Origin of the sequence: Mycetohabitans sp. B3 (assembly GCF_021498065.1) — a bacterium.
GTDB lineage: Bacteria > Pseudomonadota > Gammaproteobacteria > Burkholderiales > Burkholderiaceae > Mycetohabitans.
The window spans coordinates 134258-151099 of the sequence record NZ_JAHLKN010000026.1 but is presented as its reverse complement, the minus strand read 5'-3'; the positions used below and the strand labels follow the sequence as shown (position 1 = coordinate 151099).

14 protein-coding genes are annotated in these 16842 nt (G+C 63.1%); 10 read left to right on the top strand and 4 right to left on the bottom strand.

The genetic code is table 11. The annotated features are described in order from the left end of the window. Window positions 1-91 precede the first annotated feature (91 nt). From cysT to KQH55_RS07260, 4 genes are read left to right on the top strand one after another with little or no spacing between them, the layout of a single operon-like run. Window positions 92-988, top strand: a complete 897-nt coding sequence (gene cysT / locus KQH55_RS07275; protein WP_235090508.1) for a sulfate ABC transporter permease subunit CysT — start codon at window positions 92-94, stop codon at window positions 986-988. Further along, window positions 985-1890, top strand: a complete 906-nt coding sequence (gene cysW, locus KQH55_RS07270) for a sulfate ABC transporter permease subunit CysW (protein ID WP_076786918.1) — start codon at window positions 985-987, stop codon at window positions 1888-1890. The genes cysT and cysW overlap by 4 nt, the downstream gene beginning before the upstream one ends. Before the next feature lie 20 nt (window positions 1891-1910). Then, on the top strand, window positions 1911-2972 hold the full coding sequence (locus KQH55_RS07265) for a sulfate/molybdate ABC transporter ATP-binding protein (RefSeq protein WP_235090507.1): 1062 nt from the start codon (window positions 1911-1913) through the stop codon (window positions 2970-2972). Window positions 2973-2989: 17 nt separating this feature from the next. Beyond that, window positions 2990-3916 (top strand): CysB family HTH-type transcriptional regulator, encoded by a 927-nt coding sequence (locus KQH55_RS07260; RefSeq protein WP_235090506.1) that lies wholly within the window; start codon window positions 2990-2992, stop codon window positions 3914-3916. A 53-nt stretch (window positions 3917-3969) separates the two neighbouring features. On the opposite strand, the gene KQH55_RS07255 is transcribed toward KQH55_RS07260, so the two are convergent. Continuing rightward, window positions 3970-4404, bottom strand: a complete 435-nt coding sequence (locus tag KQH55_RS07255; protein WP_076786925.1) for a hypothetical protein — start codon at window positions 4402-4404, stop codon at window positions 3970-3972. Window positions 4405-4675: 271 nt separating this feature from the next. On the opposite strand from KQH55_RS07255, the gene KQH55_RS07250 reads away from it, so the two are divergent. From KQH55_RS07250 to KQH55_RS07240, 3 genes are read left to right on the top strand one after another with little or no spacing between them, the layout of a single operon-like run. After that, window positions 4676-6550 carry an ATP-binding protein gene (locus KQH55_RS07250; RefSeq protein WP_235090505.1) on the top strand — a complete coding sequence of 625 codons (1875 nt, stop codon included), beginning with the start codon at window positions 4676-4678 and terminating at the stop codon, window positions 6548-6550. Then, the gene (locus KQH55_RS07245; protein ID WP_076786930.1) at window positions 6547-6996 is read left to right on the top strand and encodes a response regulator; all 450 of its coding nucleotides are present in this window, start codon (window positions 6547-6549) and stop codon (window positions 6994-6996) included. The genes KQH55_RS07250 and KQH55_RS07245 overlap by 4 nt, the downstream gene beginning before the upstream one ends. Before the next feature lie 18 nt (window positions 6997-7014). After that, window positions 7015-9018 (top strand): response regulator, encoded by a 2004-nt coding sequence (locus KQH55_RS07240; protein ID WP_076786932.1) that lies wholly within the window; start codon window positions 7015-7017, stop codon window positions 9016-9018. Between the two features lie 58 nt (window positions 9019-9076). On the opposite strand, the gene KQH55_RS07235 is transcribed toward KQH55_RS07240, so the two are convergent. Next, a complete protein-coding gene (locus tag KQH55_RS07235; RefSeq protein ID WP_373566369.1) occupies window positions 9077-9541 on the bottom strand; it encodes a carboxymuconolactone decarboxylase family protein in 465 nt (154 codons plus the stop codon). 115 nt (window positions 9542-9656) lie between these two features. Between KQH55_RS07235 and KQH55_RS07230 the strand changes: the two genes are divergently transcribed. Both KQH55_RS07230 and KQH55_RS16525 read left to right on the top strand, forming a co-directional pair. Next, entirely contained in the window at window positions 9657-11174 is a 1518-nt protein-coding gene (locus KQH55_RS07230; RefSeq protein WP_235090503.1) for a PLP-dependent aminotransferase family protein, read from the top strand. Beyond that, window positions 11171-11296: a hypothetical protein gene (locus tag KQH55_RS16525; RefSeq protein WP_255763094.1), complete on the top strand. Its 126-nt coding sequence runs from the start codon at window positions 11171-11173 to the stop codon at window positions 11294-11296. The genes KQH55_RS07230 and KQH55_RS16525 overlap by 4 nt, the downstream gene beginning before the upstream one ends. A gap of 133 nt (window positions 11297-11429) precedes the next feature. On the opposite strand, the gene KQH55_RS07225 is transcribed toward KQH55_RS16525, so the two are convergent. Beyond that, window positions 11430-12659: a tetratricopeptide repeat protein gene (locus tag KQH55_RS07225; RefSeq protein WP_235090502.1), complete on the bottom strand. Its 1230-nt coding sequence runs from the start codon at window positions 12657-12659 to the stop codon at window positions 11430-11432. A gap of 62 nt (window positions 12660-12721) precedes the next feature. Next, on the bottom strand, window positions 12722-13405 hold the full coding sequence (locus KQH55_RS07220; RefSeq protein WP_235090501.1) for a PspA/IM30 family protein: 684 nt from the start codon (window positions 13403-13405) through the stop codon (window positions 12722-12724). Between the two features lie 348 nt (window positions 13406-13753). Here KQH55_RS07220 and KQH55_RS07215 point away from each other — a divergent pair, with 348 nt between their 5' ends. Next, the gene (locus tag KQH55_RS07215; RefSeq protein ID WP_235090500.1) at window positions 13754-16246 is read left to right on the top strand and encodes a penicillin-binding protein 1A; all 2493 of its coding nucleotides are present in this window, start codon (window positions 13754-13756) and stop codon (window positions 16244-16246) included. Window positions 16247-16842 lie beyond the last annotated feature (596 nt).

Below are 16842 nucleotides of genomic sequence, written 5' to 3'. Positions count from 1 at the left end.
GGCGGCCCGCGGCCTGAGATGGCTGCCAGCGTGCGCTGAGCCCGGTTCCTCTGGGCCCGGCACGAGTGGTGCTTGGAGGCGAGTAGCAGGCATGAGTCGTTTTTCTTTTCGCAAGCCCAGTGCGTTGCCCGGGTTCGGTGTCACGCTCGGTATCACGGTGGCGTATTTGGGCCTAGTGGTGCTGATTCCGCTCGCCGCGACCTTCTTGAAGACGGCGACATTGACGTGGCCCGAGTTTGCACGTGCCGTCGCATCGCCGCGCGTGCTGGCCTCGTACCGGCTTACGTTCTGCGCGTCGCTGGGCGCCGCGCTGCTCAATGCAGTGTTCGGCCTTCTCGTAGCATGGGTGCTGGTGCGGTACGAGTTTCCGTTCAAGCGGCTCGTCGATGCGGTGGTCGATTTGCCGTTCGCTTTGCCCACTGCGGTCGCTGGCATTGCGCTGGCCGCCGTCTATTCGGGTAACGGCTGGGTGGGCTCGCTGCTCGCCCCGCTCGACATCAAGGTGGCGTTCACGCCGCTCGGGATGCTGGTCGCGCTGACTTTCATTGGCATGCCGTTCGTGGTACGCACCGTGCAGCCGGTGCTGGAGGACTTCGAGCGAGAGCAGGAGGAGGCCGCTGCCTGCCTCGGTGCGACGCGCTGGCTGGCCTTTCGCCGTGTGGTCCTGCCTTCGTTGCTGCCCGCGTTGCTGACGGGTTTTGCGCTCGCGTTTGCGCGCGCACTTGGCGAATATGGCTCGGTGATTTTCATTGCGGGCAATGTGCCAATGAAGTCTGAAATCACATCATTGTTGATCATCACGAAGCTGGAACAGTACGACTATGCGGGTGCGACGGCACTGGCAGTCGTGATGTTGCTCGTATCGTTCCTGCTGCTATTGGCGATCAACACGCTGCAATGGGTGCTGCAGCGGCGCACATCCAGTACGCGCCGCGCGATGCCGTCTGGCGTTGCACCGTCCGTGGTCGTGGCTGGAGGGGCGCAATGAGCCAGCAAGCCACTCAATCGGCGGTCGCGATCGGCACTAGCGTGCAGTCGAGGCGGGCACCGCGCGTGGGCGCGACGACCGAGCTACGTGCGGTACGTTGGGCGCTGACTGCGATCGCGCTGCTTTTTCTCGGCCTGTTCCTAGTGCTGCCGCTGGTCGCGGTGTTCTATCAGGCGCTAGCCAAGGGCGTGGGGGCCTATCTGAGCGCCCTGACCGACCCGGATGCGCTGTCGGCAATCAAGCTAACATTGATCACGGCGGTAATTGCCGTGCCGCTGAACGTCGTATTCGGCTTGTGCGCGTCATGGGCAATTGCAAAGTTCGAGTTCCGCGGCAAGAGTCTGCTGACCACGCTGATCGACTTGCCATTTTCGGTATCGCCGGTGATCTCCGGGCTAATCTACGTGTTGATGTTCGGCGCGCAAGGTTGGTTCGGCCCGTGGCTACAGGATCGCAACGTGCAGATCATCTTCGCGGTGCCGGGCATCGTGCTGGCGACGGTGTTCGTCACGTTTCCGTTTGTTGCGCGCGAGTTGATCCCGCTGATGCAGGCGCAGGGCGCCGACGAGGAGGAAGCGGCCCGCGTGCTGGGGGCCTCCGGCTGGCAGATCTTTCGGCGCGTGACGTTGCCCAACGTCAAGTGGGGCCTATTGTATGGTGTGATCTTGTGCAACGCCCGCGCCATGGGTGAGTTTGGTGCCGTCTCGGTGGTTTCTGGCCACATTCGCGGGCAGACCAACACGATGCCCCTGCATGTGGAAATTCTCTACAACGAATACAACTTCGTCGCCGCGTTCGCGGTCGCGTCGCTACTGGCGTTGCTTGCGCTGGTGACGCTCGCGCTGAAGTTGATCGCGCAACGACGGCTCACCCAGACGTCGAGCGAGCCGGCAGCCAGCTAGTCATCTAGGCAGAAATTGATATGGGCATTATCGTTCGCAACTTGCAAAAGCACTTTGGCGATTTCGCCGCGCTCGACAACGTGTCGCTGGAATTCCCGTCCGGCGAACTGGTCGCGCTACTCGGGCCGTCCGGCTGCGGCAAGACCACGCTGCTGCGCGTGATTGCAGGTTTGGAGTATGCGGACGCGGGTCAGGTCGTGCTGTACGGGCAGGACGTGAACGACGTCGGCGCGCGCGAGCGTCAGGTCGGTTTCGTGTTCCAGCACTATGCGCTGTTCCGTCATATGACGGTGTTCGAGAACGTCGCGTTCGGGCTGCGTGTGAAGCCGCGTCGCGAACGACCCTCAGAGGCGCAAATCCGGGAAAAGGTCTGCGAGCTGCTCAAGCTTGTACAACTGGATTGGCTTGCGCAACGCTATCCATCTGAGCTGTCGGGCGGACAGCGCCAACGCATTGCGCTGGCGCGTGCGCTTGCGGTCGAGCCCAAGGTATTGTTGCTCGACGAGCCGTTCGGCGCGCTCGATGCCAAGGTGCGTAAGGAGCTACGCAGTTGGTTGCGGCGTCTGCATGACGACTTGCATATCTCGACCATCTTTGTCACGCACGACCAAGAGGAGGCACTGGAGGTGGCAGACCGGATCGTGGTGCTCAATCACGGCCGTGTCGAGCAGATCGGTAGCCCGCAGGACGTCTATGATCATCCGGGCAGTGCGTTCGTCTATGAATTTCTCGGCGCGGCGAATCGGCTGTCCGGCACGCTGAGCGAACAGGGCTTCGTGACGCACGGCGAAGGCGTACGGATCGCCGCGCGGGGTGACTTCAGCGGACCAGCGCTCGCCTTCGTGCGGCCGCACGATCTACGACTGTTGCCGCAGGCGGGCACCGCGCAGGACGGTATCCGCGTGGACGTGCGGCGGATCGTGCCGCTGGGCAGCTCGGTGCGCGTCGAGCTTCAGGCTCAGGCTGGCCAGACGCTGGAAGCGGAACTCGATCGTGACGCATGGCGCGCGCTGGGGCTGGACGTCGGCGACGGCGTGACCGCAGTGCCGCGCGCCGTGCGGGTGTTTCCCGCGCAACGATGAGAAATTGAGAAAACAAAATGAACTTCCAACAATTGCGCTTCGTGCGCGAGGCCGTGCGCCAAAACATGAATCTGACCGAAGTGGCGAATGTGCTGTACACGTCGCAATCGGGGGTATCCAAGCAAATCAAGGATCTCGAGGACGAGCTTGGTGTCGATATCTTCATCCGCCGGGGCAAGCGGCTCACTGGCTTGACGGAGCCCGGCAAGGCCGTGCACACGCTGATTGAGCGCATGTTGCTCGATGCGGAAAACCTGCGCCGCGTCGCGCGGCAGTATGCCGATCAGGACACCGGCCATCTGGTGGTCGCCACCACGCACACGCAAGCGCGCTACTCACTGCCCAAAATTGTGCATCGTTTTAAGGCGATGTATCCGAAGGTCCATCTCGCGCTGCGCCAGGGTAGCCCGCACCAGATCGCGCAGATGGTGATCAACGGCGACGCGGATATCGGCATCGCGACCGAGGGCCTGGACCGCTACGGCGAGATCGTGACGTTCCCAGGCTACTCATGGCACCACACCGTCGTGGTGCGAAGCGAGCATCCGCTCGCGACCCGGCCCGCAGTGACGCTGGAGGATATTGCCGACTACCCGATCATCACGTACGACCAGGATTTCACGGGACGCTCGCACGTGGATCAGGCGTTCGTGCGGGCCGGTGTTGCACCGGACGTGGTGCTGACGGCGATCGACGCGGACGTGATTAAGACGTATGTCGAATTGGGACTGGGCGTAGGCATTGTCGCTGCGATGGCGTACGATCCGAAGCGAGACAGTGAGTTGGTGGCACTGGACACACAGCACTTGTTCGAGCCGAGCACGACCCGCGTCGGACTGCGCAAGGGCGCGTTCTTACGCGCCTATGCATACCGGTTGATCGAGATGTTCGCGCCCCACTTGACCGAGGCCGAGGTGTCCGGCCAGTTGCGCGAAGCCGCCTGACGGCGCGAACGCACCGATGAACGACATGCGGCTGCCCGGCGGCACGCTGTGGATTATGTTTGCCGTGTGCGCAGCGGGCGTCGCGTGTCACGTTCGGCGCCGTGTGAGCGCCGGTTTGCGATCGAGCAGAATTGAGGCAGGATCGCGGTGCGCACCCGGCTGGCGAACACCAGGAAGCCGACGCCGTTGGCCTCATACCAATAGCCGCCGCACTCGAGCCCGTCCAGCGGCTGCTCCAACGCATGGGCTACCGATTCGATGCAGCGCCGGCGCAGCTCAGCCGCACGCGGGTAGGGCGGCTGCGCGCCGCGCACCGTGCAGATCAGCACGTCCAAGCCCGGCAGCGCATGCGCATACAGTACGGGTTCGTCCTGGGCGCGGGCGCGCGCGATCTTGGTGTCGAGCTGCGCGAACGGCTCGCAGCCAGCGAGTTGGGCCAAAAAGGACTCGTCGCTGCAGGCGCGTCTGTGCTTTTTTGAAGTGGACATGGTATTCGCCTCGAAACGGCTCGGATGGAATGAAAAGACGGCGGCCTCGGCAAACGCAGCAGCCGTCGTCGTGCAGGCGTTCCGATCTTTATAGCATATTGGCCGATTCGAAAAAATGAATCTGGATCACGTCGCCGCGAGCCTGCTTCGCGATTGAAATATCGGCGTGCAAGGCCGATAATCGTTTGCTGGCCGGCACTGGACCCGTAACGTGACGCCGGCGTTCGATAAGGGGACATGCATTGACGTTCGAGCGGATGCCGGTTGGCACATGAGGCTCTTTACCAAGGGACTATTGCTCGTCGCGGTGCCGATAGTGTGCGAGCTGGCGCTGTTGGTCGCGTTGTTCGGCGTGGAACGGCAAGTGGCCGACGCCGAACGATGGGCGTTGCAATCTAAAAAGGTGATCAATCAGGCCGAGGCGCTGCTTGGTCCGTTGCTGCGCCAGGCGTCGCAATTGCGGGCGGGAATTATCGTCGGTGACCCGTCGTTCGCGGACAAGCGCGCGACATGGATCGAGCTGGCCGACCGGCTTAATGCACTTGAAGCGACAGTAGCCGACAATCCCGAGCAAACGGGTCGCACTGCGCGTATGCGCGAGACGATCGACCGGTATCGCATGCTAACGCAGCGCGTGGCCGAGCAATTACGCGAGGGTGAGCGCCAGCGCGTCATCGAGACATACCGCGGTGAGGAAATGCCGCGCGAGATCAATGAATTTCGCAGCGAGTTGAGCGACTTCGTCGATGCAGAGAACAAGCTGCAGGCGGATCGTAATGCACAGTTGCAAGGCTCGCTGAAGACGCAACAGTTCATGCTCTGGTTTGCGGTGAGTGCGTCGCTGCTAATCGCGGTGATCACAGCGCTTGCGTTTGCGCGACACATCGGCCAGCGGATCGAGGTTTTGACGACGAACGCGCTGCGCCTAGGCACGGGCGAGCCTCTGGGCGCCCCATTGGGCGGCCGCGATGAAATCGCGGAGCTTGACGAGGTGCTGCATGATACGAGCCGCAAGCTGGTGCGGGCGGAACGCGAGCATGCACTGCTGAAGGCCGACCTGCAACGACGTACCGGTGAGCTTGCGCAGGTCAATGAGGAATTGCGTCAACAGACGCAAGACAATGAGATGTTTATTTACAGTGTGTCGCACGATCTGCGCTCACCGTTGGTGAACCTGCAAGGGTTCTCGCGCGAGTTGAAGGTCTCGGCCAGCGAATTGCGCGAAACGATTGGCGAGCTGGATCTGCCCGTGGCCGAGCGTGAACGGCTGCAGCGCATCGTCGACGGCGAGATCCAGGAGTCGATTGGTTTTCTGCAAAACGCGGTCACGCGCGCGGGCGGCATCATTGAAGCATTACTGCGGCTGTCGCGCGCGGGCCGGATCGAGTACCAGTGGGCGCTGGTGGACGTGAACGCCGTATTGCAGCGGGTGATCGGGGCGCTGAAGGACCAAACGTCGGCGAACGGCGCACGCCTGCTGATTCAGCCGTTGCCGTCGGCATGGGGCGATGCTAGCGCGATCGAGCAGATTTTTGGCCAGTTGGTCGGTAATGCATTTGCCTACCTGGATCCGTCCCGCTGCGGCGTGATCGAGGTGGGTTGGATCAATCCGGGCAGTGATGGCGACTCGCCACAGGCCGACGCGCCCACGACACACGTCGCACAACCTGGGGCGGACGGTCGCATCGCAACGACGCGGCTGACCGGCACGGGCGAGCGCCATCGTGTCTATTATGTAAGGGACAACGGGCGCGGCATTCCGGCGGCGTCGTTGCCGAAGGTATTCAGTGCGTTCCAGCGGCTGCATACGGATGCGGGTCCTGGCGATGGGGTCGGGCTTGCGCTGGTCAAGCGGATGGTGGAGCGACATCGTGGACGTGTCTGGGTCGAGTCGGCCGAAGGCGCGGGATCGACGTTTTACGTCGCGTTACCCGCGCACGCGCCGATGGGCATAGCATACCCGGGAGGTGTCGCGATCGGCCACGCACTGGAGGTAAAAAATCAGGAGCGTGGCAAACGTTTGCCTTACTGGGCACAGCGCGATGCGGGCATGGCCGCTCTCCATGTACTGACCGCGCACCGGGTCGAGGACGCCGGTTCCGGCCCGTATGCCGGTGCATACAATACTTCTTGGGAAAAATCATGACAATTGGGGAGACGGTTAGCATCATCCTAATCGAGGACGACGATGGCCATGCGACGCTGGTCGAGCGCAACCTGCGTCGCGCAGGCCTGACCAATGGCTTCAAGCGGCTATCCGACGGTCACCAGGCGCTGGACTATTTCTTCGGGCCCGCGCCGCTCGGCGATCTGCGCAACTGCGTGGTGCTGCTGGATTTGAAAATGCCGCGCGTGGACGGGGTCGAGGTGCTGCGTCGTCTGAAGGAATCGCCGCAAACTGCGTCGCTGCCGGTCATCGTGCTCACGACCACCGACGATCCGCGCGAAATCGAGCGGTGCTACGAACTCGGCTGCAATGTCTATATCACCAAGCCGGTCGAATACGATGCATTCATCGAAGCGGTCAGGCGGTTGGGCTTCTTCCTTCAGGTCGTGAAGCTGCCGTGCAGCGTGCGGCCGAGCGCACGCTGACCGCGTCCCGGAGTGATCATGTCCAGCGATGCTCACGTGCTGGTGCTCGACGATGACGAGGGCATCCTACTGCTTGCGGCGCGTGCGTTGCGGCGGGCCGGCTATCGTGTCAGCGCATGTTCGACGGTGCAGCAGGCGCTTGATTGCATTGGCGAGCCGTTGCCCGATCTGCTCGTGCTCGACTACCGGCTCGGTACGCCACAAACCGGACTGGATTTTTTCCGCGGACTGGTTGCGCGCGGGATCAAACTGCCGGCCATCCTGGCGACAGGCTTTTCGGACGAGTCGCGGATCATTGAGGCGTTGCGTGCCGGTGTGTCCGATGTGGTGCCGAAAGCGGCCGATTACCTCGATTACCTGCCCGAGGCCGTCGAACGTGCGTTGAACGAAGCGCGGATGCGGCGTGTTGTGGCGGAGTCTGAGCGCACGCGCGATCGCGAGCGGCACTATCGGACCATTGCTGAAGCGCTGCCGCATCTGGTCTGGACTTGCACGCCGAGCGGCGAATGCGATTTTCTGTCCAGGCAATGGTCGGATTACACCGGAATGCCGGCTAGCGCGGGACTCGGTGCCGGGTGGTTCGACGCGGTACATGTCGATGATCTTCCCGCACTGCGTGATGCATGGCGACAGACCATCGGGCGGGGCACGGACAGCTTCATCCGTGAGGTAAGGCTGCGGCGTCATGACGGCGTGTATCGCTGGTTTTGTGTGCGAGGCACGGCATTGCACGAAGCAGACGGGCGCATTGTGAAGTGGTTCGGCACGTGTACGGACATTCAAGATCAGCGCGAGGCGAGCGACGAGCGCGAGCGGCTGCTCCAGTCCGAGCAGGCGGCGCGGCAGGCGGCCGAAGAGGCCAATCGTGCGAAGGACCGTTTTCTCGCGATGTTGTCGCACGAATTGCGCACGCCACTTACGCCGGTGTTGGCCAGTGCGCGAATGCTCGAGCGCGCTCGTGACGTTCCCGATCCGGTGCGCTCTGCCATGAAGATCATTCGACGCAACATCGAGTTGGAGGCCCGCCTGATCGACGATTTACTGGATTTGACGCGGGTGGCCAACGGTAAGCTGCTGCTGGCGTTGGAGACGGTGGACGTGCATGAACTCATCGATGCGGTGCTGGAGATTTTTCGCAGCGACATCCAGGTCAAGCAATTGCGTGTGGAACTGGATTGCGCTGCACAGCATCGCTTCGTGCGTGGCGACCGTGCGCGGTTGCAACAGATGTTGTGGAACTTGATCAAGAACGCAGCCAAGTTTACGCCCGAGCGTGGCCGCATCGTGCTGCGCACGCGCGATGCCGAGGCGCCATCCGAAGCGGGTGCACCACAGATCCGGATTGACGTGCAGGATAGCGGTATCGGCATCGCGCCAGAGCAACTGGGGCGACTCTTCAACGCATTCGAGCAGGGGGGACGGCGCACCACCCAGCAGTACGGTGGCCTGGGCCTGGGCCTGGCAATCACCAAGGCGCTGACCGACGTGCATGGCGGGACGGTGCACGCCGCCAGTGAGGGATTAGGGCGCGGCGCCACCTTTACAATCGTGCTGCCTAGTGTCGAGGCACCCGGGCCGGTGATGGAGCGCGGCACGATCGCGGCGGCGCCGCAGCGTGCCACGCTGGACATCCTGCTGGTCGAGGACCACCAGGACACAGCCGACGTGATGGCTCAGCTCATCGAGGGCTTTGGCCACAACGTGATCGCGACCGGGACCGTGGCCTCGGCGCTGCAGGCTGCACGACAGCGGCGCTTCGATCTCGTGGTCAGCGATATTGGCTTGCCCGATGGTACGGGGCTGGACCTGATCACGGCGTTGCGGGGCATGGAGACTGGCGCACGCGTGCCGGCGGTGGCGCTGACCGGCTATGGCTCGGATGATGACGTGCGCCGCTGTCTGGAGGCCGGCTTTATGTCGCATCTGACCAAGCCAGTCAACTTCACACTGCTCGAAGGCCTGATCGAACAGATCGCGATAGCCAAGGGCAGCGATGACGCGTTGTCCACGCCCACCGCTTGACGCTGCGAGCAAGCCGCTATTTTTGCGCTCTCGTGAATGGGGTTTCCGGCCCAGCGGCTCAAGCGGCGCTATCGGTACGGCGTGTAACCGGCAGTTGCATGCCGACGCCGAGTCGGTTCCAGGTATTGATCACCGCGACCGCGAAAGTCAGGTCGGCAATCTCCGTGTCGCTGAAGTGAGCCTTCAGTGCCTCAAAATCGGCATCGGCTGGATGACCGCCAGGTAGTGTGGTCAGGCGCTCGGCCCAGTTCAGCGCGGCGCTCTCCCGCGCATCGAACAGCTTGGTCTCGCGCCAGGTCGGCACGCTGAGCAGGCGCTGCACGTCTTCGCCTTGCTGAACCAGGTCGTGTGAATGCATGTCGACGCAAAACGCGCATCCGTTGATTTGTGATACACGTAGGAACACAAGGTCACACAACTTCTGGCCGAGCGTGGAGCGTCCCAGCGCGGCGTTGACCGACGCCAATGCAAGATAGGCATCCTTGGACAGTTCACGGTAAGGCAGGCGGGGTTGGCTCATCATGGTTTCCTTTCGCGTCAATGGACTATGAGCCTTTATCGTAGGCGGCGAATGGGTTATCGTAAAAGGCCAAAAACGGTTTAAATGATTAGGCCATGATGCAAGCTGGAGCAGGGCGATGACAGCGGAGCACGGCGGCAAGCGGGCCGTGGCGCGCGAAGGCCGGCCCAGCACGATGCCGGCGGCCGATTGGGCCTGCACGCTAGCGCTAGATCGCCGGCGTGGTGAGCCAATGTATCGGCAACTGGTCACCCGGCTGCGCGAGGGTATTCTGGACGGTCGGTTGCCCCCCGGCATGCGGCTGCCGTCCACGCGCGCGCTCGCTACCCAACTCAATACCGCCCGTGGCACGGTTGAACTCGCCTACGAGTTGCTCGCGGCGGAAGGATTCATCGAGACGCGCGGCGCAGCTGGCACCCGGGTCAACGCACGACTCTCACCACAGCATGGACCGGTGAAGCTTGCACCTGCACCGTCGGCCAATAGTGCACCGGTGAGTGCCGCGATAGCCGTGGCGCCATTGCAAATGGGACTGCCTGCATTGGACTTGTTCCCGCGCAAGCTGTGGGCCCGGGTGGCTAGTCACGAAGGGCGCGCGTTGGCCACGGAGGCGTTCAGTTACGGTGATGCGCAAGGTCAGTTCCGCTTACGTTATGCGATTGCCGGCCATCTTGCGATAGCACGCGGAATAGACTGCGACCCTGCCAGGATCATTATTACGAACGGGTATCATGGCGCACTTGGACTGTTGATGACGGCGTTATTGCCGGCGACGGCGTCGCGCCTGATCTGGTTCGAGGATCCTGGCTACTGGCGGGCACGCGACGCGTTGAAGCTGACCGGCGCGCAATTGGTTGGCGTGCCGGTGGACGACGAAGGACTGGATGTCGGTGCTGGCGTGGCGAAGGCACCACGGGCCTACATGGCGCTGGTCACGCCTTCGCACCAAGCGCCGCTGGGGGTATCGCTGTCATTGCCGCGGCGGCTTGCGTTGCTGGACTGGGCGGCGCGCGCCAACGCGTGGGTCGTCGAGGACGACTATGATGGGGAATTCCGCTACTCAAGCCGGCCGTTGCCCGCGCTGGCAAGCCTGGATGGCGGCGAGCGGGTGCTCTACGTCGGCTCCTTCAGCAAGGCGCTCGCGCCCGGCCTGCGGCTCGGCTATATCGTCGCGCCGCCTGCGCTCGCCGGGCACTTGGCCAAGGTGGCCGCGTTGCTAGCGCCGCCCCCGGCCCTGACGCTGCAGGAAAGCATCGCGGCCTTTATCGAAGCCGGACATTTCAGCCGGCACATCCGCCGGATGCGTGCCGCGTATGCGGCGCGGCGCGACGCACTTGCCGCGGCGTTGCACCGTCGCGTCGGCGGCGTATTGGATATTTCGCCCAGCGTTGGCGGCATGCATCTGATTGGCTGGCTGCGTGAGTCTTCCGCGCCACGCGACGGCTCGTTGGCGAACGACGTATTGCTGGCCCGGGCAGCGGTGCGCAGCGGCCTCGCGCCCGATGCGCTGTCGCCGTGGTATTTGCATCAGCGGCGACGTGAGGCGCTGTTGATGAGTTTTACCAACGTGCTGCCGGAACGGGCCGACGACGTTGCCGTCAGGCTGGCCGCCGCATTCGAACGATCCTACGCGTGATGACCACCGAGGAATTATCGCAAGACGATATCAATGCGCTGGCGAGCCGCGATGCGTTGCTGGATGCGGCGCAGCGTTTCATCGGGCGATTGTCCGCCGGCAAATCTATGCTGCAGTCGTAGTCGTAGTCGTAGTCGTAGTCGTAGTCGTAGTCGTAGCCGTAGCCGTAGCCGTAGCCGTAGCCGTAGCCGTAGCCGTAGTTGCGATTGCAGTTGCAGTAGACGTCCCATCGGCGGCGCGCAATGCGTGGGCTGTTTAGGTCCAGTTCGAGTCGTCGTTGTCGCCGACGTCGATGTTACCGCTCGTGTTGTCGCCCCAATCGTCGTTGCCGCGGCCGACATCGAATCCTGGGTCAAGCTGTGTGCCCGGATGGTCGCACCGGCGCTCGTCATCGACGATCACATCGCGCTCGATCACCTGCTCGCGGCTGCCCCCGAGCATTTGACCGAGCAGCACGCCGGTCAACAGCCCGCCCATGCTACTCCCACCGCCGCCTGGGTGCTGCACGATCACGGTCGGTTGCGGTTGCGGTTGCGGTTGCGGTTGCGGTTGCGGTTGCGTCGGCGGCGCCGCGCCGCCTTGTGCATGGCCGAACCGTTCGGCTTCCTGGGCATACACGGACGGGTTCCCGCTGCTTGACGACTTACCGGTACCGGTGCCGGCGTTGCCCGCGGCCGCATTCGGCTCGGCTCGTCCTTCAGTGCGGGCCCGGGCGCTGTCCAGACGACGTTTGAGATCCTCGAGTGCGTAGTCTGGCATCGGACTACCGTGGTTCGCAAGTTTGTCGGTCAACTCGCGCAACGCGGTTTCGATCGCGTCGACTTCGCCAAGTAGTGCTTCATGTCCCGGCACCGTCGAGAGGCGCACATCGAGCTTGAGCGAGCGCGTCGCGTTCAGCAGTTCGGTTGCATGCTTGAGTTGCGCGCGACGCTGCTCCTTCGCGCGACTATCATCATTCGAACGTGCGCGCAACACGGTACGTCGCACCAGCAGTACGACCAACGCGAGCACGATAACAAAGCCGATCCACCGGCCGATCGACGGGCTGTGGCGTGACGCCTGCAAAGGCGGCGCGATGGGCGCCACCGCCGTGCCGGCGGTGCCGGGCAGTATCGCGGGCGCAGACGGCAACGGCCTACTGCGCGACACCGCATGTTCGGCCTGTTGCTGCACGCGCGCCTCGATGGCGTTGAACTGCGCGGCGCTGGAGGCAAAACGCAGTTTAGGGTCGAGCGCCCGCGCTTTCTGAAGTTCGGCCAGTGCGTCCGGGACTCGGCCTTCCTGGGCGAGTACCTGGCCGTACAGGTAGTGTGCATGGGCGCTGTTCGGATGCGCGCGCAACACTTCGACGAGCTGGCTGTGCGCCTGCTGCCAGTTGCCTCGTGCAATTGCGTTGTTGACTTCGCGTGTGCTGGGCACCGCAAAAGCTGCAGCCGACGCTGCGATGGCGGCGCCGGCCAGGATGATCGCCAGTAGTTTCTTCATCGTTTGATCGGGCCATGCATCGGCCCATACAGAGGCGTGCGCCGGAGCGCGGCGCACGCGGTTTACGACTGGGCAGTCGTACCAAGCTGCTTCTTCAGCGCCTCGAGACGATCGTCCACAGAGGGGCCCTTGGACAGCGCGGCCAGCTTGTCATCTAACGCTTTGCCGCTACGCTCGTCGGCCGAGTTCAGCCGCGAGTCGGAGCGCGCGTTCTGCAGTGCGACTTTGTCTTCGAGTTTCTGAAAGTCCTCTGCAAGGTTTTGCCCACCGATGCCGCCCAGCGCGGTGGCCGCCGTGTCCTTCGCTTGCGCAATCTGCTGCTTGGCTTGCAGGATGTTCGAGCGCGCATTCAGGTCGTTGCGACGTTCGCGCATCTCGTTGATTTGCTGCTTGAGCTGTTCCACCGACGGCTCCAGTGCCGCCAGTTCCTTTGCAATCGCGTCGCGTTCGGCCTGTGCATTCGCCTGGGCACTGAGTGCTTCGCGAGCCAGTGCCTCATCGCCGGCTTGCAGCGCGCGTTTCACTCCGTCTTCGTACTTCTTCACCTTGTCATCGGCGACGTCGCGCTTGCTGCGCTGCATCGCGACCTGCGCTTCGATCTCAATCAGCGAGTTCTCCGCCTTCGCGATGCTGTTGTCGAGTTCGCGTACGATCTGCCGTGCGTCGCGCGCGGGATCCTGGACCGATTCGGCTGCGTCGTTCAACAGGCCCTTGAGCGTACGCGAGATGGTGTTCAGTAGTGACATGAATTCCTCCGTTGATTGGGCCGCGCCCGAGCATCGGCCGCCGCGAATAGTAGGACCGGGCGGGCGGTTGCAAGGGCCGCACTTGTCGCGCCGTTGGCCGGCGCGCGCAGCTATGCCTGCGCTTTGACGGGTTGATGGCGGATTCGTTGCGCCGCCGCGCTGCCTGATGGGAGGATCATACACAACGTGGCGCCGACGCGGCACGGTAGCGTGCGTCAGCAATTGCTTACAAAAAAGTCGGGGGGAGTGCCGCGTGCACGCATTAAAATGCGCGTTTTGTCGCGACGCCGCAATCCGCACGGGGCGGTAACATCACGCGCGTCGACAAGACCGCGGCGCTATCCTGACATGCCTACCGTAAAACGACCCGATCCGTCCGATCCTCAACACGGCGAGCGTCGTGCACCACCGACGCGGCAGCGTGCCGCGGCACGCCAGCGGGGCGGGTCGCGCTCGCTGGCTGCCTCGTTTATGCTGGGCTTTGCCGGCCTGGTGGCGGTCGCCGCAGTGATTGGCGCACTGGTGCTGGGCTACGCGCTGGTTGTGATGCGACCAAAGCTGCCATCGCTGGACGTGTTGATTGACTATCGCCCTAAGGTGCCATTGCGCGTCTACACGGCCGACCACGTGTTGATCGGCGAATTCGGCGAGGAGCGCCGCAGCCTTGTGCGAATCCAGGACGCGCCCGACATGATGAAGAAGGCTGTGCTGGCGATCGAAGACTATCGGTTCTACGAGCACGGTGGTGTGGACTTCATCGGTATCCTGCGCTCGGGCATCACGGACCTAGTGCACGGCGGGCGTGCGCAGGGCGCGAGCACAATTACGATGCAGGTAGCGCGCAACTTCTTCCTGTCCAGCGAAAAAACCTATACGCGCAAGATCTACGAGATGTTGCTCGCCTATAAGATCGAGGCGGCGCTGTCTAAGGATCAGATTCTCGAGTTGTACATGAATCAGATCTATCTCGGTCAGCGCGCGTACGGATTTGCCGCGGCGGCCCGCGTGTACTTTGGCAAGGACCTGAAGGACATCACGCTAGCGCAGGCCGCCATGCTGGCGGGATTGCCGAAGGCGCCGTCCGCCTACAACCCGATCGTTAATCCCAGGCGTGCGAAGGTGCGGCAAGAGTACATCCTGAAGCGCATGCTCGAGCTGCGCTACATTACGCAAGACCAATACGACCAAGCGATCCATGAAGACTTGCACGTGCGCACGGCGGGCAACGAATACAGTGTGCACGCGGAATACGTCGCCGAAATGGTGCGCCAGGCGATGTACGCGCAATATCGTGACGAAGCCTATACGCGCGGGCTGACGGTCACGACGACGATCGACTCGGCGGATCAGGCCGCCGCCTACGATGCGGTACGCAAAGGCGTGCTCGACTACGAGCGCCGCCATGGCTATCGCGGACCGGAGGCGGGCATCGAGCTGCCGCCCGCCGGGGGCGAGCGCGATCAGGCGATCGAGGACGTGCTCGTTGACCATCCGGACAATGGTGATTTGCTTGCCGCCGTGGTCATTGATGCGAGCCCGCGGCAGGTCGATGCGCAGTTGTCCGACGGCACCGTCGTGCAGATCAGAGGCGACGGGCTGCGCTTTGCCGCAGGCGCACTGTCGCCCCGTGCGTCGGCAGCAGTGCGGATCCGAGCAGGCTCGGTCATCCGCATCGTGCGCGATGCGAACGGTCGGGCCTCGATTACGCAGCTGCCGCAGGTCGAGGGTGCGCTTGTGTCGGTCGTGCCGCAGAATGGTGCGATCCGCGCGCTGGTCGGCGGCTTCGATTTCAATAAGAACAAATTCAACCACGTCACACAGGCGTGGCGGCAACCGGGCTCGAGCTTTAAGCCGTTCGTTTATTCGGCCGCGTTGGAAAAAGGGTTGGGCCCGGCGACCATCATTAACGACGCGCCGTTGTATTTTCCGCCGACGACACCGGGTGGGCAGGCGTGGGAACCGAAGGACGATGACCAACCTGAGGGCCCGATGCCGATGCGCGTGGCGTTGCAGAAGTCTAAGAACCTGGTATCGATCCGGATTCTGTCGTATATCGGCACGCAGTACGCGCAGCAATACGTGACCGAGCGGTTCGGCTTCGACCCTGACAAAACGCCACCCTACCTACCGATGGCACTGGGCGCGGGGCTGGTGACGCCGTTGCAGTCGGCGGCAGCCTATTCAATCTTCGCGAACGGTGGCTATCGGGTCAATCCGTATTTGATCGCGCAGGTCGACGATGCGCACGGCGAGCCGCTGCTGCAGGCCCAGCCGCTGGTGGCCGGCCAGGATGCACCGCAGGTGATTGCGCCGCGCAATGCGTATGTGATGAACAGCCTGCTGCATTCGGTCGCGTCGGTAGGCACGGGCTCGGGAACCAACGCGTTGCATCGCGGCGACCTGGCTGGCAAGACTGGGACGACCAACGACGCCAAGGACGGCTGGTTCGCCGGCTATCAGCACACCCTGGTCGCGGTCGCGTGGATGGGTTACGACCACCCCAAATCGCTCGGCAGTCGAGAATTTGGCGCGCAACTGGCGCTGCCAATCTGGGTCCAGTACATGGGGCGCGCGCTGCGCGGCGTGCCGCAGTACCAAGCGCCGGTGCCCGAAGGGTTGACGACGATCGATGGCGAACTGTTCTACGCGGACAAGACGCCGGGTAACGGCTTTGTCGCGTCGATCGGGCTCGACGCGAACGCGCCGGCCGGCGCAAGCGATTCGAACGCACAGTTTGGCACGGTGGGGCCAGCTGGCATGCAACCGCCGGCGCCGCCGCCCGATGTGAATTCGGCAGAGCGCCAGCAGATCATGAACCTGTTTGGCGTCAGCAAGCCGTAATGCGCGCACGATCGCCAGCGTGCCCGTCGAAATGGACGGGCATCTGGTGATGGGCAACCACGGTACACACAACACGCCTTCGATCAATAGCTGGTCCGCTCATTATCGGCGCTTCCCTGTTCATTTCACATCGACTTCCGTGTCTTGGCTCAATCAGTTCGAACATGGGCAACATTGGCAGCTTGTCCGTCACCTGCTGTGCAATACCGCCGCAACTGAGGTTGTCCGCTGCTGTGGATGCCAGCGCCAGTGCGCCTCGCAGTGGCCCGACGACGTAACACGATTTGCAGGCAGAGTCAATTGTACGAATTGGCGAGCATCTATTGCGCAAAGACATCACGGTCCTGCGCAAGTTCCAGCCTGATCACCCCCGGGCAGTATCCAGATACAGCACATGCTGGGCGGTATCCGGACAGCACACACTGCACTCTGGAACGACGCGTGCGGTGCTGGCGGGCAAGTTCCGGCCTACCAAGAGAAGTTTCCCCGCAGCAGCACGAGTGTGGTGCACAAGACCTGTCGGATTTTACCGACATGGCTGGGCTACGCGTGACGATCGCCAGCTCGCCATTCGATCACTGGCTGTATCATTTCGT

What these genes read in the sequence shown, in the direction of transcription:
- KQH55_RS07235 (WP_373566369.1), bottom strand. Translation starts at nt 9,541, where the DNA reads ATGATGAGCCAACCCCGCCTGCCTTACCGTGAACTGTCCAAGGATGCC.
- KQH55_RS07260 (WP_235090506.1), top strand. Translation starts at nt 2,990, where the DNA reads ATGAACTTCCAACAATTGCGCTTCGTGCGCGAGGCCGTGCGCCAAAAC.
- KQH55_RS07220 (WP_235090501.1), bottom strand. Translation starts at nt 13,405, where the DNA reads ATGTCACTACTGAACACCATCTCGCGTACGCTCAAGGGCCTGTTGAAC.
- KQH55_RS07225 (WP_235090502.1), bottom strand. Translation starts at nt 12,659, where the DNA reads ATGAAGAAACTACTGGCGATCATCCTGGCCGGCGCCGCCATCGCAGCG.
- KQH55_RS07265 (WP_235090507.1), top strand. Translation starts at nt 1,911, where the DNA reads ATGGGCATTATCGTTCGCAACTTGCAAAAGCACTTTGGCGATTTCGCC.
- cysT (WP_235090508.1), top strand. Translation starts at nt 92, where the DNA reads ATGAGTCGTTTTTCTTTTCGCAAGCCCAGTGCGTTGCCCGGGTTCGGT.
- KQH55_RS07255 (WP_076786925.1), bottom strand. Translation starts at nt 4,404, where the DNA reads ATGTCCACTTCAAAAAAGCACAGACGCGCCTGCAGCGACGAGTCCTTT.
- KQH55_RS07215 (WP_235090500.1), top strand. Translation starts at nt 13,754, where the DNA reads ATGCCTACCGTAAAACGACCCGATCCGTCCGATCCTCAACACGGCGAG.
- KQH55_RS07230 (WP_235090503.1), top strand. Translation starts at nt 9,657, where the DNA reads ATGACAGCGGAGCACGGCGGCAAGCGGGCCGTGGCGCGCGAAGGCCGG.
- KQH55_RS07245 (WP_076786930.1), top strand. Translation starts at nt 6,547, where the DNA reads ATGACAATTGGGGAGACGGTTAGCATCATCCTAATCGAGGACGACGAT.
- KQH55_RS07240 (WP_076786932.1), top strand. Translation starts at nt 7,015, where the DNA reads ATGTCCAGCGATGCTCACGTGCTGGTGCTCGACGATGACGAGGGCATC.
- KQH55_RS07250 (WP_235090505.1), top strand. Translation starts at nt 4,676, where the DNA reads ATGAGGCTCTTTACCAAGGGACTATTGCTCGTCGCGGTGCCGATAGTG.
- cysW (WP_076786918.1), top strand. Translation starts at nt 985, where the DNA reads ATGAGCCAGCAAGCCACTCAATCGGCGGTCGCGATCGGCACTAGCGTG.